The sequence below is a fragment of the Arthrobacter sp. SPG23 genome, assembly GCF_000876655.1.
In the GTDB taxonomy this organism is placed as follows: Bacteria; Actinomycetota; Actinomycetes; order Actinomycetales; family Micrococcaceae; genus Arthrobacter.
In genome coordinates, this window is the sequence record NZ_JYCN01000021.1 from 192425 (window position 1) to 216929 (window position 24505).

Sequence of the window (24505 nt, forward strand, 5' to 3'; positions counted from 1 at the left end):
GTCAGTACCTCACGCGGGGGTCGATCAGCGCGGCGACAATGTCCACGATGAAGTTGGTCACGGCCACGATCACTGCAAGGAGGACCACGATGCCCTGAACCGCCACGAAGTCGCGGGCCGTCAGGTAGGTGGCCAGTTGGAAGCCAAGGCCCTTCCATTCGAAGGTTGTCTCGGTCAGCACCGCACCGCCGAGCAGGACGGCGATCTGGAGTCCCATCACGGTGATGATGGGAATCAGGGCAGGCTTGTAGGCGTGCTTAGTCACCAGGCGGAACTCGCTGACGCCGCGTGAACGGCCTGCTTCCACGTAGTCCTTGCCGAGGGTGCCGATGACGTTGGTGCGGACCAGGCGGAGGAAGATACCGGCCGTGAGCAGGCCGAGCGCGAGGGCCGGCAGCACGGCATGGGCCATGACGTCGCCGAGTGCTGCCATGTTGCCGCTGCGGACGGCATCCAGCCAGTAGATGCCGGTGGGCGCCTGCAGCGAGGTGAGCTGCAGTTCGCTGGACGTTTTGGCGCGCCCGGCCACCGGCAGCCATCCCAGCCATACCGAGAAGGTCAGCTTGAACAGCAATCCGGAGAAGAACACCGGCGTGGCGTAGCAAAGGATCGCAAAGATGCGCAGCACGGCGTCGGGTGCCTTGTCGCGGCTGTGCGCGGCAACCATGCCCAGCGGGATGCCCACCAGCAGGGCGACCAGCAACGCATTGATGGTCAGTTCAAGGGTGGCTGAACCATAGGTGGTCAGCATCTCCGTGACCTGGCGGTTGTCCGAGAGGGTGGTGCCGAAATTGCCGGTCAGCAACTGCCCGAGGTATTCGAAGTACTGCACGAGGATCGGACGGTCGTAGCCGGCCGCCGTGATCCTCTCGGCCAGCTGCTCTGGCGGTAGCCGCCCGCCGAGCGCCGCAGTAATCGGATCACCGGTGATCCGCATCAGGAAGAACACCATCGTGACCAGAATCAGGATGGTCGGAAAGATCAGCAGGAACCTGATCAGGATGTATTGGCCCAGTCCCCCGCCGGACGACTTCTTCTTTGACGGCAGCAGGCCGTCGGCGTCGGTTGGCGGCGCCTCGATAAGTGTTGTCATTGGTACCTAAATGTGTGCTTCCGGCAGCCTCGTGAGCCCCGGAATCTGTTGCCCTGGCTCAGCACGAAAGGCGGGACGCCGTGGCGCCCCGCCTCTTCGGCTGGTCAGGACCGGATGGGGAACTGGACCTACTTGGAAATCACGCCAAGACGGGTCTTGAAGGATGCGTCCAAGGTCTTTTCGACACCCTTGACGTCCTTACCGGCGACCATGAGCTGGGCGCCCTGCAGCAGCGGCAGCGTGGAGAGATCCTTGGCGACTGCCGTCTGGGCGTCACCCAGGACTTTCTCGCGCTCTGCCTTGTCAACCGTGGTGAGCTGTTTGGTGATCAGGTCCGTCACGGCCGGGTTTTCGTAGTGGTTCTTCAGGAAGTTGCCCGGAACGAAGAACGGGGTCAGGTAGTTGTCCGCGTCCGAGTAGTCCGGGAACCAGCCGAGCTGGTAGACCGGGTAGACGTCCTTGGTGCGGTCCTTGGAATACGTCACCCATTCGGTGGACTGCAGGTCCACCTTGAAGAGGCCGGACTTTTCCAGCTGCTCCTTGATCATGGCGTACTCGTCGCCTGAGGACTTGCCGTAGTGGTCCGGGTTGTACTGCAGCTTGATGTTAACCGGGGCCGTGACTCCTGCATCGGAGAACGCCTTCTTGGCCTTGTCCAGGCTGGGCTTGCCGCTGCCGTCGCCGTACATTTCCTTGAGCGGCTGGATTGCGCCCACGAACCCGTCGGGGACCACGGAGTACGCCGGCAGGTAGGTGCCCTTGTAGACCTGGGTTGCGATGGCATCGCGGTCAACGACGTCCGCCATGGCCTGGCGGACGGCAAGCGCCTTGGCGGGATCAGCCTCGGCGGTCTTGGCACCGAACGGCATTGTGTCGAAGTTGAACACGATGTAGCGAAGCTCGCCGCCGGGACCCTTGTGGACGGTGACCTTGGAGTCCTTTTCGAGGTCCGCTGCGTCGGTGGCGGTCAGGCTGCGGCCGGCCACGTCGATGTTGCCCTGCTGGACGTCCAGCTTAAGGTTGTTCGAATCTGCGTAGTACTTGATGCTCGCGCCGTCATTCGCGGGCTTGCCCAGCAGGCCCTTGTAATCCGGGTTGACCTTCAGGCTGACGAGTTCGTTCTTCTTGTAGCTTTCGATCGTGTAGGGGCCCGCGAAGGGCTTGCCCTTGACGATTTCGTCGTCACTCATCAGCTTGTCCGCCGGGAAGACCTCTTCATCGACGATGGGTCCGGCATTGGCAGCCAGCACGCCCGGGAAGACCTGGTCGTTGCCGGCCTTGAGCTTGAAGACCACCGTGGAGTCGTCCTTGGCGGTGACCGATTCCAGGTTGCCCAGCAGGGAGGCCGGACCGTTGTCGTCCGCGATGCTGACAACGCGGTCGATGGAGAACTTCACGTCGGAGGAGGTGAGGGCGTGTCCATTGGCAAATTTGAGGTCCGACTTGAGCTTGACGGTGTACTCCGTGGGGCTCGTGAATTCTGCGGATTCTGCAATGTCGGGAGTGGCGTCCGCAGTGCCGGGCTTGGCGTTCAGCAGGAACGGGTAGATCTGGTTCATCACCATGAAGGAACCGGCGTCGTACGAGCCCGCAGGATCGAGGGTAACGACCTTGTCCGTGGTGCCGTAGGTAATGGTTCCGCCTCCGGCGCCGCTGGTGGAAGTTCCGCCGCCGCCGGACGGACCTGTGCAGGCTGTCAGTGCAAACGCGGAAACACCCGCGAGCGCGATAGCGCTGTGCAGGGCCTTTTTGTTCATTGCCATCTGTGGACTTTCTGTTCGATGAGTACACGCGTGCCGCCGCGCAACTGGATGAGTTGGACTCGGTGGGCGGGACGTTGTCCTGATCACACGATTCAATCAGACGGCAGACCGCTGAATCGTTACAACCTGTGAGATGAGACACAAAATTTACCTGATTGGGGCAAAACTATCGTTTTCTTCAGGATTCAGGCCCGATCAGCCTCCGGCGGAACGATTGGGAAACGCCACCGGTGATTGCCATTGAAGAGCCTCCCTCCCGGGAATAGAGTTGCCCTACCCGGCCGAAGGAAACACATCATGAGCAAAGCCGCCCTGTGTGTAGGGATCAACGAATTCGAACACCTGCCGAAATCCAGTTGGCTGCAGGGCTGCGCCAACGACGCCCGGGACCTCGCCGGACTGCTGCAGGCCGGATACGGATTCACCGCTTCCGAGATCTCGCTGCTGCTGGATTCCCAGGCAACGAAAAACCAGGTGATGGCGCAGCTCAATTCGATGATGGACCGCGCCGCGGCCGGCGAACTCCGGCACATCGTTTTCACCTTCTCCAGCCACGGCACCCAGATTCCCGACACCAGCAACGACGAGGCGGACCGGCTGGACGAGGCCTTCGCCTGCTACGACATCAACAACACCGGCGACTCGTGGGATCCGGCCACCGTCATTTCGGACGATGAACTCTTCACCCTCTTTGCCCGCTTGCCGGATGGCGTTCTCATGGACGTTGTACTGGATACCTGCCACAGCGGGACGGGCCTGAAATCATTGGACCTCCTGCCCGGGCGGCGTCCCCGCTTCCTGCCGGCGCCGACGGCGCGCGGTGTTGCCGCCACCGAATTCAGCGACACCCGGGCGCTGCGGGACCTGGTCAAGGCCGGCCGCGGCACCAAGCCGGTCCTCCTGGCTGCATGCCGCGCCGACCAGACGGCAGCAGATGCCTTCCTCGACGGCCGCTACAACGGTGCCTTCACCTACAACTTCATCAGGGCCGTCACGGGCGACGGAACACTGGGCCGGGCAGAGATCCTGAAGCTGGTCAGCAAAGGCCTCCGGGCCGGCGGCTTCGACCAGGTGGCCCAGCTGGAAGGCCCGACGGCGGCACGGAAAGCCCCATGGGGAAGCTGACACAGGGAGGAAGCTGACACAGGAGGAAGCTGGCGGGGGCTCACTCCCGGCGTTCGCCCTCCGGGTGGTAAGTCGCCGCCGGCATTTTTATGCCGGCTTCCCTTTTGATGGTTTCCAGTTTTTCCTGCTGCCACTCGGCGTCCATGACCGGTTTGAGTGCGGCGAAACATAGCCTGCCGCCCTCATCAAACCGCAGCAGTCCCCCGCCCCGCACTGTGTAGTAGTCGCTGTCCACCCTGAGCCCAAGCTTGTTCCTGGCTTCGGCTTTGGACAAGGTGACGGACTGCACGTAGGAAGCACCGATTTCGGACACGACGAAGCCATCCGGTCCGACGCGCGTACTGGGGCGGACCCTGCTCACAACGATGCTCGTGTTCTGGTCGATGCCGGCCGCCTCGATCAACCGCGGATTCTCCCAAATGAACCGGTTGACCTCCTCGGGATCGGCGGCCAGGGCAGATAGGCGGACCGGGTACCGCAGGTCGCGCAGGTGTTTCAGGCCGTCCAGGAGTTCATCGGGTTCCGTGGCAAGGTCAATGTCCCAGAAGGCGTCCCGCACGGCCTGCCTGTATCCCATCATGTCCGTCGGCACCAGCACGGCGTCCGCTGCCAGGATTCCGCGCAGCAGGTCCTCCCACCCCGGGTCCACCGGCGGCATGTAGGCGAGGCCCCGAAGGACCATCCCCAGCATCCGGTGTCCAAGATGCGCGCCCGCTTCGGCCACCTGATATCGGCTGGACCGGCCGCCGGGCCTTTCCAGCCGCTGCAGCCAGATCCTGACGACGGCGTCAAGTACCGCCTTCACGGCAATCTCGCCCCGCCGGTGGGGTTCGGGATCCAGCCGCCACTCGAATGGCACGTCCATGTCGAGCGGCCGCCTGGCGGCGCCCCGGGAGAACAGTCCGTCGGCCAGCCCGAACAGCCCGGAGGCCAGGACTTCCATTTCCATGTTCCGCGCCGGCACGCTTCCCGGCTTGCTGCCCGCGCCGGGAACGGCCACAGACAGCTGTTGCTCCACCCGCTCGGGAGATGAAAACACGCTCAGCATTGCCACGAGATCAGCAATGCACTCGTGCAGGGCATAGCCGTCGAGCAGCGCGTCGCTGTCCGTCCACAGGCGCCGGTAACCATCCAGGACCGCGTGAGTCACCTCATGGGCCACGAGGTCGTGGTAGAGGGCCAGCGGGACGGAACGCTTGGAACGGTCGTCGGTTCTGTGCCCAAATCGGATCAGGCCGCGCTCGCGGTCGTAGCCGGTGGAGGTGTAAGGGATCTTGTCATACACGCTGATGACCAGCCGGTGGCCCGACGCCCAGCCCATCCGGCGTCCCAGGGTGACTTCGAAGGCCTGGAGGGTGGCCGAGGCCACTGCATAGACATGCTGGGCCAGGAACCGGCTGTCGGCCAGCAGCTCGTCCAGTCCGGAAGGTGCGGCCTGGTCATCGATGCACCACTCGTTGCGGTCTACGGACAGGGAAATAGGCCGGGGCCCGTCAGCCCCGGGGGTCCGCACCTGCAGCGCCAGCCGCGCTCCGGCCGGACCGCTGACGATTCTCTCCACGGGAACCCGGATGGTGGTGGTGAGCGGCTTTCCTGATTTGCGGGTGAACGGGCCCTCGGCGAGCGCAGTGAGCGCGACCATCTCGAGGCCATGCCCGATTCCAAGCGCTGCAGAGACCATAGCGGGCCCGCTTTCCTGAACTTGCAGCCTCCCGGCGAAGGGGCGGTCTGCATCAAGTCTGGTTCCCCAGGCCTCAATTATTGCGGGCGAAGCCACGATTGACTACGCCGCCGCGCGGCGGAGGGCCGGTAGAGTGCCGCCCTTTAGAGCGCGGCCCGCTGCAGCGAGCGCGCGGCGTCGATGGTGGCCTGCCCCAGGACACGGCTTCCCTGGTAGAGCACTACGGTCTGACCGGGAGCCACACCGCGCAGCGGAGAGGTCAGCGTCACCACAAGGTTGGTCCGCTCCGCGCCGTCGTCGCCGGTCAGCAATTCCGTGTGGGCCGTCGCCGGGACGGGATCGCCGTGGGCGCGGACCTGGGCGTGGCAGTCGAACTCTTCGCCGGTGGCAATTTCCGCAATGGGCAGGCCGGCCCAGGACACCTTGATGCCGCGGATCTCGTCGATGGCCAGAAGGGCCTCGGGACCCACCACCACCTTGTTCTCCTTCGGGCGGATCTCCAGGACGAACCGCGGTTTGCCGTCAGCGGCAGGGGTGCCCAGCTTGAGCCCGCGGCGCTGCCCGACGGTGAACGCATTGGCACCGGGGTGCTCGCCCACTTTGGACCCGGTTTCATCCACGATGTCGCCTGTGGTCATGTCGATCTTTTCCGCGAGCCACCCCGCGGTGTCGCCGTCCGGGATGAAGCAAATGTCATGGCTGTCCGGCTTGTTGGCCACCGAGAGTCCGCGGCGCTCGGCTTCCGCCCGCACTTCAGCCTTCGAGGGAGTGTCCGCCAGCGGGAACATCGAATGCTGGAGCTGTTCATGGGTGAGCACGCCGAGCACATAGCTCTGGTCCTTGGCCCAGTCGGCCGCACGGTGGAGTTCCGGGTTTCCGTCGGCGTCCGTAATCACCTTGGCATAGTGGCCCGTGCAGACGGCGTCGAAGCCCAGCGCGATGGCCTTTTCCAGCAGCGCCGCAAACTTGATGCGCTCGTTGCAGCGCATGCAGGGGTTGGGGGTCCGTCCGGCGGCGTACTCGTCGATGAAGTCCTGGACCACGTCCTCCTTGAAGCGCTCGGAAAAGTCCCACACGTAGTAAGGAATACCCAGCACGTCGCAGGCACGCCAGGCATCGCGGGAGTCCTCGATGGTGCAGCAGCCGCGGCTGCCGGTACGGAGCGTTCCGGGCATCCTGGACAGCGCCAAGTGGACACCGACGACGTCGTGTCCCGCCTCGACGGCGCGGGCGGCGGCAACGGCGGAATCTACTCCGCCGCTCATGGCTGCAAGAACTCGCATGCTGGCTTTCTCTAGGGGAGGGTTGTGGTTGTACGGCTGCAGAACGTTCGCGGCCGGGTCGCTGGGCGCCGGCCGGACACACTGCATGCCCGTCTATTCTACCGCCTCGCCCGAGGGAGGGCTGAAAATCACCCGGGCGCACCCTTGACTGCCAGGACCGAGGCTTCTATCGTCAGGATTACTCGTTATAGAAGTCCGCCGGCCCCGGCGCCGGCATTTCCCGGAATCGAGCGGCATCATGGCTGTCGAACGAACTCTTGAAAGCATTGTGATCGCAGGGGCCGGCCTGGCCGGCGCCACTGCGGCCCGCACCCTGCGCAGCGAGGGCTTCGGGGGCCGGATCAGCCTCATCGGCACGGAACTGCACCACCCGTATCTCCGCCCGCCGCTGTCCAAGGAATACCTGCTGGGCAAAGCAGGCGAAGACGCCGTCCCGGTGGCACCGGAGCCCTGGTACGCCGGGAACGACGTCGACCTCCGCCTTGGCGTGACGGTCACCGCCATCGAGCCCGGCCCCCATACCGCACGCCTCAGCAGCGGTGGTTCCCTGGACTACGACGCGCTCCTGCTGGCCACGGGCGCACTCCCCCGGCGCCTCCGACTGCCGGGTGGCGGGCTGGAGGGCGTCACCACGTTCCGGACCCTGGACGACAGCCGGCGCCTCAGGGAACAGCTATCGCAGGGCGGAAAGAACGTGGTGATGATCGGCTCCGGCTGGATCGGGATGGAACTCGCAGCCGCTGCCACCGCTTACGGCAATCACGTGACGCTGATCGGGCTTGAGGATGTCCCACTTGCAGCCGCCATTGGACCCGAACTGGGCACGTTCTTCCGCACGCTCCACGAATCGAACGGCGTCCAGTTCCGCCTGGGCGCCACCGCCGCCGAACTCCGGGGCGATTCGGGCCGCGTCACCGCGGTGGTGACCGGATCAGGTGACATCCTGCCCGCCGACATAGTGGTGGTAGCCGTGGGCGTCGCGCCTGACACTTCACTCGCGGAAGCTGCGGGGCTGGCCATTGAGAACGGAATACTGACAGACGCCTCCCTGCGGACCAGTGCCCCGGACATCTTCGCCGCGGGGGACGTGGCCAATGCCATGCACCCGTTCACCGGGCAGCACCACCGCAGCGAGCATTGGTCCAACGCGCTCAACGGCGGCAAGATCGCCGCGAAATCCATGCTTGGGCAGGACGCGAGGCTGGAAACCATCCCGTATTTCTACACCGACCAGTACGACATCAGCATGGAGTACTCGGGTTTCCCCGCCTTGGCGGCAGGTACCGAACCCGTCATCCGGGGCACGCTTGAAGGCAAGGAGTTCATCGCGTTCTGGCAGCACGAAGGCCGCGTGGTCGCAGGCATGAACGTCAACGTGCCGCGTTCGCAGAAAGCAATCAAGGCCCTGATCTCCAGCCATGCGCCCATCGAGGGCGGCCGGCTGGCCGATTCCGCCGTCGCGCTGGATCAGCTCCCGGCGGACGGCTGACGGGCCACCGTGGCAGCCGTCTGGATGGTCGACTCATGTCCCGCCATGCCTGCCTGCCGGGCACGTTCATAGGCGCCCGGCAACGCTGCCAGGAGGGCGTCAACGTCGGCCTCTACTGATGCGTGGCCCAGGGAGAAACGCTGTGCACCCCGCGCTCTTTCCTCATCCAGGCCCATGGCCAGCAGGACGTGCGAGGGCCGCGGCACACCGGCGGTGCAGGCGGAACCAGTGGAGGATTCAACGCCCGCAAGGTCCAGCAGGAACAGCAGGGAGTCACCCTCGCAGCCCGGAAACGTGAAGTGGGCATTGCCGGGGAGGCGTCCGTCCCCCGGAGCTCCGCGCAGCACAGCTTCCGGGATGGCGTTCCGCACGCCCGCGATCAGCTTGTCCCGCAACCCAGCGATCCGGGCCGACTCCCCCGGGAGGTCCCGGGTCACGGCCTCGGCGGCAGCTGCGAAGGCGGCGATCGACGCTGTGTCCAGCGTCCCGGACCGGACATCGCGCTCCTGCCCGCCGCCGTGCTGCACCGGCGTCAGCTTGACGGAGCGGCCCAGCAGCAGGGCGCCAACGCCCACCGGCCCGCCGATCTTGTGGCCCGATATGGACATGGCATCCAGCCCGCTCGCCCGGAAATCCACCGGGACGGATCCGAAGGCCTGAACCGCGTCGGAATGGACCGGCACGCCCGCGGCATGGGCCAACTCAACCACTTCATGCACCGGCTGGATGGTACCAACCTCGTTGTTGGCCCACATCACGGTGACGAGGGCGATGGACTCCGGTCTGCGTCCGAGCTCGGACTTCAGCACATCGAGGTCAACAACGCCGCCGGGATCCACCGGCAGCCAGGTAACCTGCGCTTCCTCGTGCCGCTCCAGCCACTCGACGGTGTCCAGGACAGCGTGATGTTCGACGGCGGAGCACAGGATTCGCGTTCGTTGCGGGTTTTCGGCGCGGCGGGCCCAGTACAGGCCCTTCACAGCCAGGTTGTCAGCCTCCGTGCCGCCCGAGGTGAAGATGACCTCTGAGGGGTGGGCGCCGGCCACGGCAGCGATGGACTCCCGGGCATCCTCCACCGAACGCCGGGCGCGGCGTCCGGAGCCGTGCAATGACGACGGGTTCCCGGTCCGGGCGAGCTCGCGGGTGAGCGCCGCCAATGCCTCGGCGGCGATGGGCGTGGTGGCGGCATGATCGAGGTAGACGGACACATCCCAATTCTAGCCGCGGCCGCTCCGCCCCCTCAGGCACCGGTGTAGATTCGAGCGGTGAAAGCCTCCATATACCTGGTGCTGGCCACCCTGTTCTGGTCCGGCAACCTCGCTGTGGGGCAGGTTGCCGTGAACACCATGACGCCGCTGGAACTTACCTTCTGGAGGTGGGCACTGGCCGCCCTTCCGCTCGTTGCCCTGGCCCACTTCGTGGAACGTCCCGACTGGCGTGCTGTCCTTGGCCGCTGGCGGGTGCTGCTCCTCCTGAGCGTCCTGGGCATGGGCTGCTACACCCTGCTGCTCTACACCGCCCTCCAGCACACTTCGGCACTCAATGCGTCGCTGATCACCGCCGCCAACCCGGCGCTCATCGTGGTGATGGCCATCTTCATTCTCGGCGAAAGACCCGGTCCCTTCGGCTGGCTGGGCATAGCCCTGGGCCTCGCCGGGGTGCTCCTGGTCCTGACCCGGGGCGAACTGCAACGGGCGTTCAGCATCAGCTTCAATTTTGGCGAGCTGCTGATGATCGGTGCGATCACGGTGTGGGGCTTCTACACCATCATTTCCCGCCGGCTCGGGCTGCCGGCCATCGCCGCCACGGCTGTGCAGGTGGTGATGGCAACCGCCCTCCTCGCTCCGATCGCCTTCGTAGCCGGCTCCGGATTCCCCTCCACCGCAGCCGAAGGATGGTCGATCGCGTACATCGCCGCCTTCCCGTCATTGGGGGCTTACTTGTGCTGGAACCTCGCACTCAAAACGACGGCACCGGCGACCGCCGGCAACTACCTCAACCTGATCGTGGTGTTCACGGCGGCCATCACGGTCATGATGGGCGTTCCGGTCAGCCTGCCCCAGGCCGTCGGGGGCCTGCTGGTCATAGCCGGCGTCCTGCTGGCAAGCCGGCCGAAACGCTCTCCGGCAATTAGGGCGGCGTAACCCGGGCGCAGCACTGGCCGGGTGTTGTGTTACCCACGATGCGGTTTTCCTCAATCCCGCAGCCGGCGGCCGCGCCGCAGAGGAACGCTCCGTTCATGGCGCAGACCACGTCCGCGTGGCCGTCCGCAAGCTTGTGGAACGGGCAATTTCCGAGGGCAAAGCCTCCGGCTCCGTCGGATCTCGGCATGTAGCCCTCGGCCGAGAGGAATTCCTCCAGGCTTCGGCTCCCTTCCGCCATCGCCCGGCCCTTCGCATACGAGGTGGCCAGCAGTGCATCCCGGATAGGTTCTCCGCCGGCAGTGGACTGCTCGATGGCGCTGGCCATCAGTTCGCCGGCGAGATCGTAATTGCGGTCAGGAACAGAGGCTCCCACCTCCGGCTGCGCCAACCGGTACATTTTCGCCGGCCGCCCCGAACCGGGGCCCGCTTTGCCGCCGAGCTTGCGGAACTCAACGGCGAGCAATCCGTCCTGCGCCATCCTGTCCAGATGGAACGACGCCGTGCTTCGCGGGATTTCCAGGGCAGCAGCCGCTTCATCCCGGCCCGCCGGACCGGACGAAGCGGCGACGAATGCGAAAAGTTTCCGGCGCGTCTCATCACCAAGGGATGCCACGGCCGCGATCCGGCGGGACCAGGGAAGTCTGCGCATGGAACACCCTAACTCTAAAAACAAGATCCATTGCTTAATCTGACTGTGATTTCTAAAATAAGAATACCCACTTTTAGAAGGAGTCGTCATGAAATCCTCTTCGGTCCTGAGTTCGCCCGGCTACACGCTGGCCTCCGAACCAGGCAGGCAGGCCTTCCTGCTGCTGCGCACCGTCTTCACGGTCGCGCCAATCATCTTCGGCCTCGACAAATTCACCAACTGGCTCACCGACTGGACCATGTATTTGGCCCCGGCCGCGACAGCGGTGGTGCCGCTCCCGGCGCAGACCATCATGTACGTCGCTGGCGTCGTCGAAGTCGTGGCGGGTATCACGGTGGCAGTCCGGCCGCGTTTCGGCTCGCTGCTGGTGGCCGTGTGGCTGCTGGGAATCATCATCAACCTGCTGCTTTTGGGCAGTTTCTTCGACGTCGCACTTCGCGATTTCGGCCTGCTCGTGGGCGCGCTGGCCCTCAACCGGCTGTCACCGCAGCCCTCCCGCAAGCCATAGCGGGCAACGCTCAGTTCGTTGGCGGAACAACCAGCAGGCGTTCCGCCACGTCCGCCCGGGCCGCCGCGAGCGCGGCCGGGTCGGGGCACGACACCGAGATATAAACGGACGAACCCGCTGTGGCAAAGAGCCGAGCCAGTACTGCCGTCGATTTTCCGCCTGGCGCCGATCCGCCCTCGAAGACCAGCATCTCCACGCGGGGACCGGGCTTATCCGGCTCACCGCCCCAGCGCAGGGTGCCGCTTTTCAGGTAGCCGGGAAGAATGGTGGGGTCCAGGTATTTGAACAGCTCAACGGTGGAGGCCCTGTCGTCCCCGTCAACGGCCAGGGACCCTTGGTTCTCCCGGACCCGGGCCGAGACCACGCATCCGTCGGCCTTGAGGTAGCGGTTCTCCCCCGCCACGTTCTCCTTGACTGCCTTCCACCCCGGCGCCTCGCGGAGTCCGTCGGAAAGCCCGACGGCGACTCCTGCGGCCAGCGAGCCGCCGGCCGTCAGCGGAAGGTCCTTTGCCGCGACCGCAGCGGCATCGTGGCCCGGGGTGATGGTGGGCGTCGCAAGCGCGGACGTGGTCGGGACACCACGCGGAGCCGCGGGGTCCGGTACGCCCACGCTGCACCCGGCGACGGCGGCGAGCACCGCGGCGAGGGTCAGCGGCCACACGATCCGCGGGGTTGCCCGGGGTGCGCAACGCGACCGGCCCGCAGCGGTTCCCCTGCCCATCAATTGCACCTTGCCCCCACACGGTCTGCCGGCGGCACTGATCCGGCCGGTCCTCCGCAAGAGTTTAGACGCTCCGGCCGTCATGGCCGCACGGACCCGGCCAGCACCCTGATGGCGCCGGGCACCACCTCCACGGTCAGTGGCAGCGGGCCCGCCCTCTCGCCGTCGGCATACGCAACCACGTTTCCCGCCGAAAGCTCCACCCGGCGCACCTGCCGGATGTGCACAGCGTCGTGCCCGGCATGACGGCCGGAATAGACTTTCGGGAACACGGCAAGGAACCGTGCGCGGGACCGCGGCTTGACGATGAACAGATCCAGGAACCCGTCGTCGAGCACGGCATCGGGGGTGATTTTCATGCCGCCCCCGATGGACTGGCCATTCGCCACCGAGATGAGCATGGCCCCCTGCCGCCAGGTTTCCCCGTCTGCCGTTACCGTGTAGTCGATGGCCTTGAAAGTGGCGAGTTCGCGGAGCATGGCGAGGATGTACCTGCTCTTGCCACGGGGCCAGCGCCAGGCGTTTGCACGTTCATTGACAGCGGCATCGAAGCCGGCGGAAACGACTCCGGCAAACCAGCGGCTTGAACCGTTGCCCGTAATCCGCCCGGCATCGATGAAGCGCCCGCCCGCCTGCATCGCGGACCATATCTGTTCACAGGCGGCAGCCGCATCATTCAACGGCAGACCCAGCGCCCGGGCCATGTCGTTCCCTGTGCCTGCCGGCACGATACCTAGCGGCACCGTGCCGTAAGGGCCACCTGACTCGGCGAGCGCATTGATGCCCAGGTGGACCATGCCGTCCCCGCCCACCACAATCAGGGCATCGCAGCCCGACGCCAGCACCGTGCGTACCTCAGCTGCCAGCCGTTCATAGCTGGCCTCCCGCAGGGCGATGACGCGTGCCCCGGCGGCGCGGAAGAAGGCCACCACGGCGTCGCCCGTGTGCCGGGTACTGCCGAACGAAGCCCGCGGGTTGATGGCAACGGCGAGGATCATGCGCTGAATTATGCCAGTGCCCGGGAACCAGAGCCGCGGGCGCGGACGTTGAGCCTGTACACGGTTAAACTGGGCGGACCGGACTGCCTGAGTGGACTGGAACCGACAAGATAAGGATCAGTGCTTGACCCAGGGCAGCAGCTCCCATTACCAGGTCCTTCGCCTTCCCGTGACGGCGACGGACAAAGAGATCAAGGTGGCGTACCGCAAGGCTGCCCGACGGGCACATCCCGACCACGGCGGGGACGCCGCCGTCTTCCGGCAGGTGACGCTGGCTTACGAGACCCTGATAGATCCGAAGCGCCGGGCCGCCTACGACCGCTCGTACGCGCACGGGGCCACCGGCGCGGCAGCGACGGAAGGCGCCCATTTTGATGCGCCGGCGGCCGGGAGCCGCGCGTCGGCAACCGTCCATCGGCCCAACACACCACGCAACACCGCAGGCGACCCTCCGGTCTACGTTCCGCCGTTCGAGCATCCGGAATCCGGCAATGTTCCGCTGATTCCGGAGGAACTTGCCAGCCGGCAGGTCCACGGCATGCCGCGGAAACGGGGCATCTTCGGAGCGGAAGCCCGGATCCAGCGGGAGATGCGGACCGTCCAGCTGATCAGCAGGCAGATCCTGCCCGCCATTCCCGCGGCCCGGTTGATCAACGGGCTGCAGTCGCCCGCGGACAACAGCCACATCGACCACGCGCTGCTTTCCGGCTACCGGCTGGCCCTGATCGGATCCATGCTGCTGCCCAAGGGTGCGTACGCCTGGAATGGAAGCACGCTGACGCACGGCGGCCGGGCCATTGCCCCGCCGCAGCTGGCGCATATCGTGCGGCGCATGCAGGACATCTTCCCGGAGCTCAACGTGACGGGATGGACAGTCATCCACAGTCCGGACGGCAACCTCCATGAACCGGTGATCGACCATCACCGTCGCTCACACCGCGGGCATGAAACCGTGCAGGTGGTCAACGGTGCCGGGCTGGTCCGCGGACTCAAGGAGTTTCTTGGCTCCGGGCCCGCCCCGAATACGGTCAACGTTCCTGTCCTCGCCAGGCTGCTGCGCGGAATGCACTGAGGCGCGGCGTGGACCGCAGGGTCATACCGCAGCACGGGCGGCGTGCCGCACCCGGGGGCCGCGATGGCTAGGATGGGACCGTGTTCCGCATCCTCTTCCACACCCCAGAAATTCCCGGCAATACGGGCAATGCCATCCGGCTGGCTGCCATCACAGGCGCCGAGCTGCACCTGGTGGAGCCGCTGGGCTTTGATTTTTCCGATGCCAAGCTGCGCCGCGCCGGCCTGGACTACCACGACCTCGCTGTCGTGACCGTCCACAAAAGCATCGATGCTGCCTGGGAGGCCTTGCAGCCCGAGCGCGTCTACGCGTTCACGTCCGACGGCGAAACCTCCTATGTGGACATCAATTACCTCCCCGGCGACGTCCTTCTGTTCGGTCCGGAGTCCGTGGGGCTTCCGGACGAGATCAAGCATGACCCCCATGTGACGTCCCGGGTGCGGCTTCCGATGCTGCCGTCCCTGCGGTCCCTGAATCTTGCCAACGCGGCGTCGATCGCGGTCTTTGAGGCCTGGCGCCAGAACGGCTTCGCCGGCGCCAAACTGTAGCCCGGCGACTCCCAGAGGCGTCCGCTCTCCCGCGCCGGCAGCACCTCAATTTGCAGAACCCGCCGCCCATCCATCCGCGCCTGCACTCCGAATCACCTGTAGAGGCCAACCCGGGCCAACTTCAAGAATGCGAGGAGCGGCAGGTGACTACAGTGCAGGTCCGCCGGTCCCCGGCCCGGATCACCGAGGGCCACCCCGACGTTCCTAGTGCCTCTGCTGACAAAAGATCGGCCCGGGTCGACTTATGCTTGGGAGTGATGGAAACTCCCAACGCCCCAAACCCAGAGGCCACTGCTTCCCCTGGCACATCCGCCGACGTGAACCGCCGGCTCGGCGACCTGCTGGCACGGATCGCCGTAGGCGACCAAGGGGCTTTTGCGGAGTTCTACGAATTGACCTCACGGCGGGTGTTCGGCATGGCCCGGCGCGTCCTGATTGACCCCGAGCTCAGCGAAGACACCACCCAGGAAGTGTTCCTCCAGGTCTGGCAGAATGCGGCGAAGTTCAATCCTGAGGCGGGCAGTCCGCTGGCCTGGCTTATGACGATTTCGCACCGCCGGGCGGTGGACAAGGTCCGGTCCTCCCAGTCGGCCACCGACAGGGAGGCCAAATACGGGGCCAGCAGCCAGGAGATCGACCATGACTCCGTCTCAGACGAGGTCGGAAGCAGGCTGGAAGCCGAGGCCGTGGTCAGATGCCTGGACACCCTCACCGAGACGCAGCAGCAGTCCGTTCGGCTGGCCTACTACGGCGGGCTGACGTACCGCGAAGTCGCAGAGACACTGAACGCCGCCGTGCCCACCATCAAGTCACGCATCCGCGATGGACTGATCCGATTGAAAACCTGTCTGGGGGTGAGTTGAGATGACCGACATGAACCAACCGAACAGCAGCCGCTCCTCCGGAATGTTTGCCCGCGATATCGCCACGGACCTGGCCTCCGGCCGTGCCGTGGAGCTGGCGGAGGTGTATGCCCTGGACGCGGTGAGCACCGCCGAGCGGGCTGCCATTGAGGACTACATCTCGGCCGCGCCGGTGCCCGAACGGGAGGCGTTCGATGAGCGCGTGCGGCAGGCCCGCGAAACGCTGGCCGTTACCTTTACTGCCGAGGAGGAACCGCCGGCCGGCCTGTTCGACCGCATCCTGGCGCAGCTTCCCGCGCAACCCCCGGTCCAGCTTCCGGCACAGCCAGGCACCATGCCCGGTTCCGCTCCCCGGGTGCACGAACACGCCCGGGAGCCGGGCCAGGCCCCTCCTGTCAGCGATGAGCTCGGCGCAGCCCGCGCCCGCCGCGAAGAACGGCGCCGGGCACCGGGGCTCCGCAACTGGCTGGTGGGCGTGGCCGCCGCCGCCGTCATTGCCCTGGGCGGCGTAGGCGTAGGCGCCTACGTGGCCAACCAGAACGATCCCCTCAACCAGGTGCTCCAGGCCCAGGATGTCCGGGAAGCGACCGTCGACGTCAGCGGAGGAGGCACGGCCACCGTTGCCATTTCGTCATCCAAGGACGCAGTAGTGGTCAAGATGAACGGCGTTCCGGCACCCCCCGCCGGAAAGGTGTACCAGATGTGGCTGATCCCCAAGGACGGCTCCGCACCGGTTTCGCAGGGGCTCATGGACGCGGAGGCACTGTCCAAGCCTGCCGTGGTGAAGGGCATTCATTCGGCGGCAGCGCTGGGCATCACAGTTGAACCGGTGGGCGGTTCCGCTTCGCCTACCCTGCCGACGGTTGCTGCGGCGCCCCTCGGAGCCTAATCGGACCCTGTTTTCCATACCGGCCTGCCGGTGCCGCCACCTGGGCGTGCACCGGCAGGCCGCGAAGTTTAAGCACTGCCCCCAGCAGCCGCAACAGGCTGTTGACTTTGACGCAACGTCAACTTCTAGGATGGGGGCATGAAGCAGGAGGAACCCCGCAGCTGGTCCATTGCCGAGGTTGCCCGGCTGAGCAACGTCTCGTCCCGCACCCTCCGGCACTACCACCATCTGGGGATCCTGGACCCCGCCTACACCGGGCAGAACGGCTACCGCTATTACGGCCGGCAGCAGCTGCTCCGGCTGCAGCGGATTCTCCTGCTTCGCGAATTGGGCCTCGGTCTCGAGGCCATCGCCGAGGTCCTCGCCGGACAAACCAGCCAGCTGGAGGCACTCGCGGTGCACCGTGACTGGCTGCTGGCCGAACGCGACCGACTCGGCCGGATGGCCGCCACCGTGGAGGGCACCATGACAGCGCTAAGACAAGGAGACACCATGTCCGCCGAGGACATCTTCAAGGATTTCGACGACAACCCGTATGAGGAAGAGGCCCGGCAACGCTGGGGCGACCAGGCCGTTGAGGCCAGCAAGGCCCGCCACGCGGCCATGAGTGGCGCCGCGAAAAAAGCACTCATGCAGGAGGCTCAGGACATCAACGAGGAACTGGCACGCTGCTTCGACGCCGGCCTGACGGCCGACGCACCGGAAGTCCAAGCCGCCGTCGACCGGCACTACCGGTGGGTATGCACCAGCTGGACTCCGGACGCGCAAAGCTACGTCGGCCTAGGCCGGATGTACGTCGACGACCCGCGGTTTACCGCCTTCTATGACAAGAACCGCGCAGGCCTGGCTCCCTACCTTTTCGAAGGGATCAAGGCCTACGCGGCGGCACGGCTAAGCTAAGCCCTGAACACAGGGTTGCTTTAGAATCCGGCAATGGTCGCCGGGCCGTTCACGGTGACAACGTGGAACGCCTCGGCGCTGTGCCCGGGGGGCAACCCGGCCCGCTCGCCGGTGGCCAGCATGAGGCTGCGGACCGTCCGGTCCATCGCGTCAAGGTCGGGGTGCTGGCTGGCATGCACGTGGATGGCCTCGAGTTTGTTGTCCACGTGGGCCGTAACGTCCACGAAGTAATTTTCCCGTTCCTCCGGCCCCGCGAACAACCACAGCCATGGCAGCTTGTAGGCCGCCAGGCCCGCTTCGGCAAGGTCGGGGTAGGCGAAGGGGTTTTCCAAGGCGGGATAAACCGCCCGGGTCACCGCCTCGCCTACGGCCAAGTGGTCCGGGTGGCTCTTCTGGATGCGGTTCCAGTTGCGTTCAGGATGCATGGAAAGAACGACGTCGGGCCGGATCTCCCGGATCAGCTTAACCACGCCCCTCATCACCTCGTGCGTCGGCTCCAGGTAGCCGTCCCGTTGATGGAGGTAGTGGATGTCCGTCACGCCGACCATGGCGGCGGCGCGGCGCTGCTCTTCCGCCCTCATGGCCACTATTTCCTCGCGCTGCGCGGGATCGAACCCGCCGGCATCGCCGTCGGTCATGATGCAGTAGCTGACCTCAACCCCGGCTGCGGTCCAGGCGGCGATAGTGCCGGCGGCACCAAAGTCGATGTCGTCCGGGTGGGCGGTAAAACAAAGGACCCGCTCAACCCGGTGGTGGTCCGGGTTGAACGGGCTTTGCGCCGTAGCGTTGGTGCTCAAGTCATCAGCCCTTGCGCTTCTTGATTTCTTCAGTCGCCTGCGGGAGGACCTGGAAGAGATCCCCGATAATTCCGAAGTCGGCAATTTCGAAGACGGGCGACTCTGCATCCTTGTTCACCGCGACGATAACCTTGGCGGTTTGCATGCCGGCCTTCTGCTGGATTGCGCCGGAGATGCCGGCGGAAATGTACAGCTGCGGGGAAACGGTCTTTCCCGTCTGGCCCACCTGCGCATCGTGGCCGATCCAGCCGGCGTCCGTAGCGGCGCGGGACGCACCCACTGCAGCACCCAGGGCGTCGGCAAGCTCCTCCACCGGGCCAAAGTCGCCGTCCACGCCGCGGCCTCCTGCCACCACAATCCGGGCCTCGGTGAGGTCCGGGCGGCCGCTGGCGGGCTTGTCCTTGCGCCCCGTAATGCGGGCAGCGCCGGCCGTGGCGGAGTCCGGAACGTCAACGGTGAGGAGTTCGGGGCTCGCTGCGGCGGCGGCGGGTTCCGACGTGACGCTGTTGGGCTTGACCGTCAGCACGGAAACGGCCGTGGTGGCCTTGGCCGTGGTGGTGTAGGACCCCGCCAGCACGGACTTGTGGGCCGTGCCGTCCGCTTCCACGCCAACGACGTCCGTGATGACGCCCGCGCCGAGCTTGATGCCCAGCCGGGCCGCGATTTCCTTGCCGTCGAACGAATTCTCCAGGAGCACGGTGGTGGCGCCCGAGGCCGCAACGGCACCGGCAAGGTAGGCAGCCTTGGGTCCTACCAGGAAGACGTCCAGGTCGTCGGACGACGGACGGAAGACGGCCGTCGCGCCGTGGGCACCCAGGGCCGCCACGACGTCGTCGGTCAGTGTGCCGTTGACGGCGACGGCCGTCTCACCCAGCGAGCGCGCGATCGTCAGCAGTTCCAGGCTGCTCTTCTTGAGGGCCTGGCCGGGGTTGTCAATGAATACAAGTACTTTTGCCATATCGGGGATCCTCTTAGAGCAGCTTCTGGGCGGCCAGGAAGTCCACCAGCTGGATGCCGGCGTCGCCTTCGTCGGTAATGATGGTGCCGGCGGTGCGCGGCGGGCGCGCGGCGGCCGTCTTCACTTCGGTCCAGGAACCCGCCTTGCCCACCTGCGCAGGGTCCACCCCGATATCCGCGAGCGTCAGGGTGGTGATGGTCTTGCGCTTGGCCGCGATGATTCCCTTGAAGTTGGGGAACCGGGGCTCGTTGATCTGGTCGGTCACGGAAACGACGGCGGGCAGCGTTGCCTCGATCGTGTCGTAGTGGGTGTCGCTGTCGCGGCGGGCGATGACGCGGCCGCCGTCGACGTCGAGTTCGGAGGCGAAGGTTACCTGCGGGAGGTCAAGCCGCTCTGCGAGCTGCGCAGGTACCAGGGAGGTCTCACCGTCGGTGGATGCCATGCCGGTCAGGACCAGGTCCACGGGACTGTCTGCCCCGAGGTGGCGGACGGCCGCTGCCAGCGCCAAAGAGGTCGCAGCGGCGTCGGATCCGGCCAAGGCATCGTCACGGAGGTGGACGCCCTCGGTGGCGCCAATCTGGAGGGACTTCTTGATGGCATTGACGGCGCCGGCGGGGCCCATGCTCAGGGCGATGACCTGGTTGCCTGCTTTTGCTCCCCCGCGGGCTTCAATCAGCTGGAGGGCAGCTTCCAGGGCGTATTCGTCCAGCTCGGACAGGATGCTATCGGCGCGGTCGGTGGTGTTGTCCTCGTCGCTGAGGTGACGGTCCAATTGCGCGTCTGGTACATGCTTGACCAGAACGATGATCTTCAATGTCTCTTCCACTTTCTGTACAGCAGCCTTCCATGCTTGTGGATAGCCAGCCGGGTGAGGTTATGGCCGCGGATCTCCCCCGGGGTGCGGGTAGATCCAAGCTAACCATATAGCGGGGCGCCCGCGCCGTCCCGTTAACGCCTGTGTCAGGCTGCCACTGGCAGCGGGTTAACGCAGCGGAGGCGGGGACCACCGCACCGGTGTTCCCCGCCTCCGCTGTCGCCTAATGCGTCCTTGAGGTGTGGCCTGGCCCGCAGCCCGGAACTACTGCTCCGCTGCCGCTCCGAGCGTTACGTCCACTTGCTGTTCCTGGCCGCCGCGCTGGATGGTGACTTTCACGGACGCTCCGGCCGGCTGTTCGCGGACCGCTGCGGTCAGCTGGTTCGGATCGCTGATGATGAGGTCGTTGAACTTCGTGACGACGTCACCCACCTTGAGGCCGGCCTTGGCGGCGGCGGAGCCGGACTCCACGGTGGCCACTTCGGCGCCCACCGAGAAGGACGAGCTCGACGACGTCGACGACTTCGCCTTGACACTGACGCCGAACTGGCCGTGTGTTGCCTTGCCGGTGTCAATGATCTCCTGGGCCACCCGCTTGGCGTTGTTGATGGGCACGCTGAAACCAACGCCGATGTTGCCGCTGGTGCTGGAGCTCGAGTCGCCGCCGGCCGAGGCAATGGCCACGTTGACGCCGATGACTTCGCCCTTGCTGTTGACCAGGGCACCGCCCGAGTTGCCCGGGTTGATGGCCGCATCGGTCTGGATCACATTAATCGAAATGGATCCCTGGTTCGTGGCGTTCTGGCTCTGGCCGCCGTCCGGCGGCGCAAACTGGAAACCGCCCTCGCCGTTGCCCTGCGAGTTGTCCGCTCCGTCCTTCGGCGCGGCCGAGGAGGCCACGCTAATGGTGCGGTTCAAGGTGGACACAATGCCGTCGGTCACCGTACCCGTCAGGCCCAGCGGCGATCCGATGGCTATGGCGGTGTCTCCCACGTTGAGTTTGCTGGAGTCACCGAGGGTTGCCGGTGTCAGCCCTGTTGCGTTGTCCACCTTGATGACGGCGAGGTCGCTCAGTGGATCCGTGCCCACGATCTTCGCGGTGAGAACCCTGCCGTTACTCGTGCGGACTTCGATGGTGGCGTTGGCGGTCTTGCCGTCCAGGGTCACCACGTGGGTGTTCGTCAGGATGTGGCCGTTGTCGTCCAGGATGATTCCAGAGCCGGTGCCGCCGTCGCTTCCACTCGTCGCCTTGATGGTCACGACGCTGGGCGAGGCCTTCACCGAAGCAGCAGTAATGACGTTCACGTCGTCTTTGTTGTTCACGATCACGGTGCCGGGCTGGCTGCCGGTGCCGCTGACGACAGACGTGGAACCGTTATTCAGGAAGGCATCACTGGCCGCCACCACGCCGCCGCCCACCAGGCCTGCGGCAAGGATGCTGGCCACGAGGGTTCCCACACCGAAGGCCGCCTTCCGCTTCGGCGTGCTCGCAGGATCCGCGGCATAAATGCTGCCCGGATGGTGCTGGTTTCCCTGGTAGGGCCCGCTGCCCTGCGGGGCGCCGGCACCTGAATATGTGCCGCTTCCGGCGTGGGCGCCGTGCTGTGGGGCCGAGGGACCGGGCTGCTGGCCGTAGAAAGGCTGATGCTGAGGATAAACGGGCTGCGGAGCGCCGTGGTCGCCGTGCTGCGGCTGTCCACTTCCGGAGTGAGCCTGGCCGTTTTCGGACTGCGCCTGGTCCAGCCGGACAGTCGGGTTGTCCTGTGCAGTCGGGTTGTCCTGTGCAGTCGGGTTGTCCTGTGCTGTCCGGTTGCCCTGCGCTGAGTCTCCGGCGGGCCGCGCCGCATCCAGCGGTTGCGTGTCCGCATGGGGAGGCTGCGCAGGCCAGCCGTCCCGGGGCTTTTCGGGACCCCTGTTCTCAGGCGACGCACCCTGTGCTGGGTTCTCAGTCATTAGACTTCCTTTCATCCTTGTCTGCCTTTAACTATGGACCCTCAGACTGAAGCTAAAGCGGACGTTGGCTGGGAGGTTCCTGAACGCCGTCGGAATCCATTTTTTGCAGGTACGGCCATGGGTGAAGCGCTTTTCGCTGGTGGCATATTCCCCGCTGTGGACGACCAAATTGGGGCACCATAGAATCAAATGGAATTGCCACAGCGACCTGCGGCTTTACACATGCGTGGGGGCGCTGCTGCATTCTGTGACGACTGGCTCGGCCCGAATCAGTCGCAGAAGTGCTGAAGGGTTGCACATGCGGTCTAAATTCAAACGTCTCCTCGCCGTGATCGGCCTTGCCGGGTTGCTGGCGGTTCCCGCCACCTCAGCTTGGGCTGAAGACCCGGTGACCCTCGACCCGGCGTCAAAAGTCGTGGACAAAGCCGGAGTTCTGGGCGGCAAGAAGTCCGACGTCGAGGCTGCCATCAAGAAGCTCGGCACTGATCACCAGATGAACCTCTACGTTGTCTACGTCAAGACGTTCACCAACCCCTCCGTTCCGTCGGAATGGGCTGCCGAGGTGGCCACTACCGCGCAGCTGAGTAAGAATTCGATGCTTTTAGCTGTCGCCACCGACTCACGCAAATACCAGCTCAGCAAGCCCAGCAACAGCGCTATCAGCGATGCCAAGCGAGACAACATCATCAAGAATGCCGTTGACCCGCAGTTGCGGAATGGCAACTGGGCCCAGGCCGCCATCGACACCGCCGCCGCCATCGGCGACGCCGCCGGTGGCGGTCAGGGCAACCTCCCGGGGGATGGCTCAGGAGCGGCTGTTCTTGTAGGAACAGGAGTCGTCGCAGCTGGAGGTGTCGGCGCGTACCTGTACTTCCGGAACCGCCGCAAGAAGGCGTCCGCCGCGTCCAGCGCTAGCTACGGCCCGCAAGGCGCGGAACTGGACCCGCTTGCGTCGCTGAGCGTGGACGACCTGCGCAAGAAGAGCGGCTCACTGCTGATTGAGGCCGATAACGCCATCAACTCCAGCGAGCAGGAGCTGGGATTCGCCCAAGCGCAGTACGGTGACGCCGCCGTCGGGAACTTCACCAAGGCGCTGCAGGAAGCCAAGGCTCACATGTCCGAGTCCTTCAAACTGCAGCAGCAGCTTGACGACCACATCCCGGACACCGAAGAGCAGCAGCGGAGCTGGCTCGGCGAAATCATCCGCCGCTCAGAGGCCGCACTGTCATCCCTCCAGGAGCAAAAGGCAGACTTCGATTCCCTCCGGGAGTTGGAGAAGAACGCGCCCCAGGCCCTGGCCGCAGTGAACACCGGCGCCCGGGAAGCAGACGCCCGGATCGCGAACGCGGAGCAGACGCTCACTGCACTGCGGGCCAAATATGCCGACAGTGCCCTCGTCCAGGTCTCAGACAACATCGGCCAGGCCAAGGAGCGGCTCGCCTTCGTGCAGAACGCCAGCTCCACCGCCCAGGACAAGCTGGCCTCGGGCGAAGGCAGTCTGGCCGCCGTGGCCGTCCGCGCAGCCGAGGAAAGCCTGCACCAGACAAAAGTGTTGCTCGACGCCATCACGAAGGTCTCCGGCAGCCTGGACGAGGCACGCAACAGCCTTGAGGCCGCCGTGGTTGATACCTCCCAGGACCTCGCCCAGGCCAAAGCGATGATCCAGTCCGGGGCCCATCCGGAACTCGCCGGACCCGTAGCCGGAGTGGAAGCCGCCCTGGCTCAGGTCAAGGCGGAGATCCAGGGGGGAAAGATCGATCCGATTGCCACGCTGGAACGGGTGGAAACAGCCCACCAGTCCTTGGACCAGTCCTTGACAGGTATCCGTGACCAGCAGGAGCAGGCCCGCCGCGCGCAGGCCTCGCTGCAGCAGACCATCATGTCCGCCCAGGCGCAGATCAGTGCCACCTCGGACTACATCACCGCGCGGCGCGGCGGGGTGGGAACCGAAGCACGGACCCGCCTGGCTGAAGCCCAGCGGAACCTGGACTACGCCCTGTCCATCTCCCGCAACGATCCCGTCACGGCTCTGACCTACGCCCAGCAGGCCCACGCCCTGGCAGCCCAGGCCGCGCAGCTCGCCCAAGGCGACGTGGACAGCTTCGGCTACGCAAACCAGGGCTACGGCCGCGGCGGCATGTTTGGCGGCGGCGGAGGCGGCGGCCTCGGCGGCGCAATCCTGGGCGGCATCCTCATCAACTCCATCCTCAACGGAGGCAGCGGCGGCGGCTGGGGCGGCGGCCACAGCGACGGCGGC

General features: G+C 65.7%; 22 protein-coding genes. 10 read left to right on the forward strand and 12 right to left on the reverse strand.

Going from position 1 to position 24505, the window contains the following annotated elements; genetic code table 11:
• Position 1: 1 nt before the first annotated feature.
• Positions 2–1093 (reverse strand): ABC transporter permease, encoded by a 1092-nt coding sequence (locus TV39_RS14105; RefSeq protein ID WP_043482649.1) that lies wholly within the window; start codon positions 1091–1093, stop codon positions 2–4.
• A 128-nt stretch (positions 1094–1221) separates the two neighbouring features.
• Complete coding sequence (locus TV39_RS14110; protein WP_043482650.1) at positions 1222–2856, reverse strand: ABC transporter substrate-binding protein; 1635 nt, start codon at positions 2854–2856, stop codon at positions 1222–1224.
• 297 nt (positions 2857–3153) lie between these two features.
• Between TV39_RS14110 and TV39_RS14115 the strand changes: the two genes are divergently transcribed.
• A complete protein-coding gene (locus TV39_RS14115; protein ID WP_043482651.1) occupies positions 3154–3981 on the forward strand; it encodes a caspase family protein in 828 nt (275 codons plus the stop codon).
• A 40-nt stretch (positions 3982–4021) separates the two neighbouring features.
• On the opposite strand, the gene TV39_RS14120 is transcribed toward TV39_RS14115, so the two are convergent.
• Positions 4022–5662: a hypothetical protein gene (locus TV39_RS14120; protein ID WP_043482652.1), complete on the reverse strand. Its 1641-nt coding sequence runs from the start codon at positions 5660–5662 to the stop codon at positions 4022–4024.
• 143 nt (positions 5663–5805) lie between these two features.
• Positions 5806–6945: a tRNA 2-thiouridine(34) synthase MnmA gene (gene mnmA / locus TV39_RS14125; RefSeq protein WP_043482653.1), complete on the reverse strand. Its 1140-nt coding sequence runs from the start codon at positions 6943–6945 to the stop codon at positions 5806–5808.
• A gap of 238 nt (positions 6946–7183) precedes the next feature.
• Here mnmA and TV39_RS14130 point away from each other — a divergent pair, with 238 nt between their 5' ends.
• A complete protein-coding gene (locus tag TV39_RS14130) occupies positions 7184–8434 on the forward strand; it encodes an NAD(P)/FAD-dependent oxidoreductase (RefSeq protein ID WP_043482654.1) in 1251 nt (416 codons plus the stop codon).
• Here TV39_RS14130 and TV39_RS14135 read toward each other — a convergent pair.
• A complete protein-coding gene (locus TV39_RS14135) occupies positions 8413–9642 on the reverse strand; it encodes a cysteine desulfurase family protein (protein WP_043482655.1) in 1230 nt (409 codons plus the stop codon). The two genes, TV39_RS14130 and TV39_RS14135, sit on opposite strands and share 22 nt — an antisense overlap.
• A gap of 57 nt (positions 9643–9699) precedes the next feature.
• Between TV39_RS14135 and TV39_RS14140 the strand changes: the two genes are divergently transcribed.
• Entirely contained in the window at positions 9700–10578 is an 879-nt protein-coding gene (locus TV39_RS14140; RefSeq protein ID WP_043482656.1) for a DMT family transporter, read from the forward strand.
• On the opposite strand, the gene TV39_RS14145 is transcribed toward TV39_RS14140, so the two are convergent.
• On the reverse strand, positions 10565–11227 hold the full coding sequence (locus tag TV39_RS14145) for a helix-turn-helix transcriptional regulator (RefSeq protein WP_043482657.1): 663 nt from the start codon (positions 11225–11227) through the stop codon (positions 10565–10567). The genes TV39_RS14140 and TV39_RS14145 overlap by 14 nt on opposite strands.
• 88 nt (positions 11228–11315) lie before the next feature.
• Between TV39_RS14145 and TV39_RS14150 the strand changes: the two genes are divergently transcribed.
• Positions 11316–11735 carry a DoxX family membrane protein gene (locus TV39_RS14150; protein WP_043482658.1) on the forward strand — a complete coding sequence of 140 codons (420 nt, stop codon included), beginning with the start codon at positions 11316–11318 and terminating at the stop codon, positions 11733–11735.
• Between the two features lie 10 nt (positions 11736–11745).
• Here TV39_RS14150 and TV39_RS14155 read toward each other — a convergent pair whose 3' ends face one another.
• Together TV39_RS14155 and TV39_RS14160 are read right to left on the reverse strand one after the other, a co-directional pair.
• Positions 11746–12456: a hypothetical protein gene (locus TV39_RS14155; protein ID WP_235347394.1), complete on the reverse strand. Its 711-nt coding sequence runs from the start codon at positions 12454–12456 to the stop codon at positions 11746–11748.
• A gap of 80 nt (positions 12457–12536) precedes the next feature.
• The gene (locus TV39_RS14160) at positions 12537–13454 is read right to left on the reverse strand and encodes a diacylglycerol/lipid kinase family protein (RefSeq protein ID WP_043482660.1); all 918 of its coding nucleotides are present in this window, start codon (positions 13452–13454) and stop codon (positions 12537–12539) included.
• A 124-nt stretch (positions 13455–13578) separates the two neighbouring features.
• On the opposite strand from TV39_RS14160, the gene TV39_RS14165 reads away from it, so the two are divergent.
• From TV39_RS14165 to TV39_RS14185, 5 genes are all read left to right on the forward strand, one after another.
• Positions 13579–14526, forward strand: a complete 948-nt coding sequence (locus TV39_RS14165) for a J domain-containing protein (RefSeq protein ID WP_043482661.1) — start codon at positions 13579–13581, stop codon at positions 14524–14526.
• A gap of 80 nt (positions 14527–14606) precedes the next feature.
• A complete protein-coding gene (locus tag TV39_RS14170; protein WP_043482662.1) occupies positions 14607–15074 on the forward strand; it encodes a tRNA (cytidine(34)-2'-O)-methyltransferase in 468 nt (155 codons plus the stop codon).
• A gap of 257 nt (positions 15075–15331) precedes the next feature.
• Positions 15332–15937: an ECF RNA polymerase sigma factor SigK gene (gene sigK, locus TV39_RS14175; RefSeq protein ID WP_043482663.1), complete on the forward strand. Its 606-nt coding sequence runs from the start codon at positions 15332–15334 to the stop codon at positions 15935–15937.
• 1 nt (position 15938) lies between these two features.
• Entirely contained in the window at positions 15939–16826 is an 888-nt protein-coding gene (locus tag TV39_RS14180) for an anti-sigma factor (protein ID WP_082049737.1), read from the forward strand.
• A 138-nt stretch (positions 16827–16964) separates the two neighbouring features.
• On the forward strand, positions 16965–17726 hold the full coding sequence (locus TV39_RS14185; RefSeq protein WP_043482664.1) for a MerR family transcriptional regulator: 762 nt from the start codon (positions 16965–16967) through the stop codon (positions 17724–17726).
• Positions 17727–17746: 20 nt separating this feature from the next.
• On the opposite strand, the gene TV39_RS14190 is transcribed toward TV39_RS14185, so the two are convergent.
• The 4 genes from TV39_RS14190 to TV39_RS14205 all read right to left on the reverse strand — a co-directional run bounded on the left by TV39_RS14190 (position 17747) and on the right by TV39_RS14205 (position 22248).
• Positions 17747–18523, reverse strand: coding sequence for a PIG-L deacetylase family protein (locus TV39_RS14190; RefSeq protein ID WP_043482665.1), 777 nt, complete (start codon positions 18521–18523; stop codon positions 17747–17749).
• 4 nt (positions 18524–18527) lie between these two features.
• Positions 18528–19481 (reverse strand): electron transfer flavoprotein subunit alpha/FixB family protein, encoded by a 954-nt coding sequence (locus tag TV39_RS14195; RefSeq protein ID WP_043482666.1) that lies wholly within the window; start codon positions 19479–19481, stop codon positions 18528–18530.
• Between the two features lie 13 nt (positions 19482–19494).
• The gene (locus TV39_RS14200; protein WP_043482667.1) at positions 19495–20295 is read right to left on the reverse strand and encodes an electron transfer flavoprotein subunit beta/FixA family protein; all 801 of its coding nucleotides are present in this window, start codon (positions 20293–20295) and stop codon (positions 19495–19497) included.
• Between the two features lie 264 nt (positions 20296–20559).
• Positions 20560–22248 (reverse strand): S1C family serine protease, encoded by a 1689-nt coding sequence (locus tag TV39_RS14205; protein WP_043482668.1) that lies wholly within the window; start codon positions 22246–22248, stop codon positions 20560–20562.
• A 298-nt stretch (positions 22249–22546) separates the two neighbouring features.
• On the opposite strand from TV39_RS14205, the gene TV39_RS14210 reads away from it, so the two are divergent.
• The coding region (locus tag TV39_RS14210) for a TPM domain-containing protein (protein WP_200891025.1) at positions 22547–24505 on the forward strand (1959 nt) is incomplete at its 3' end.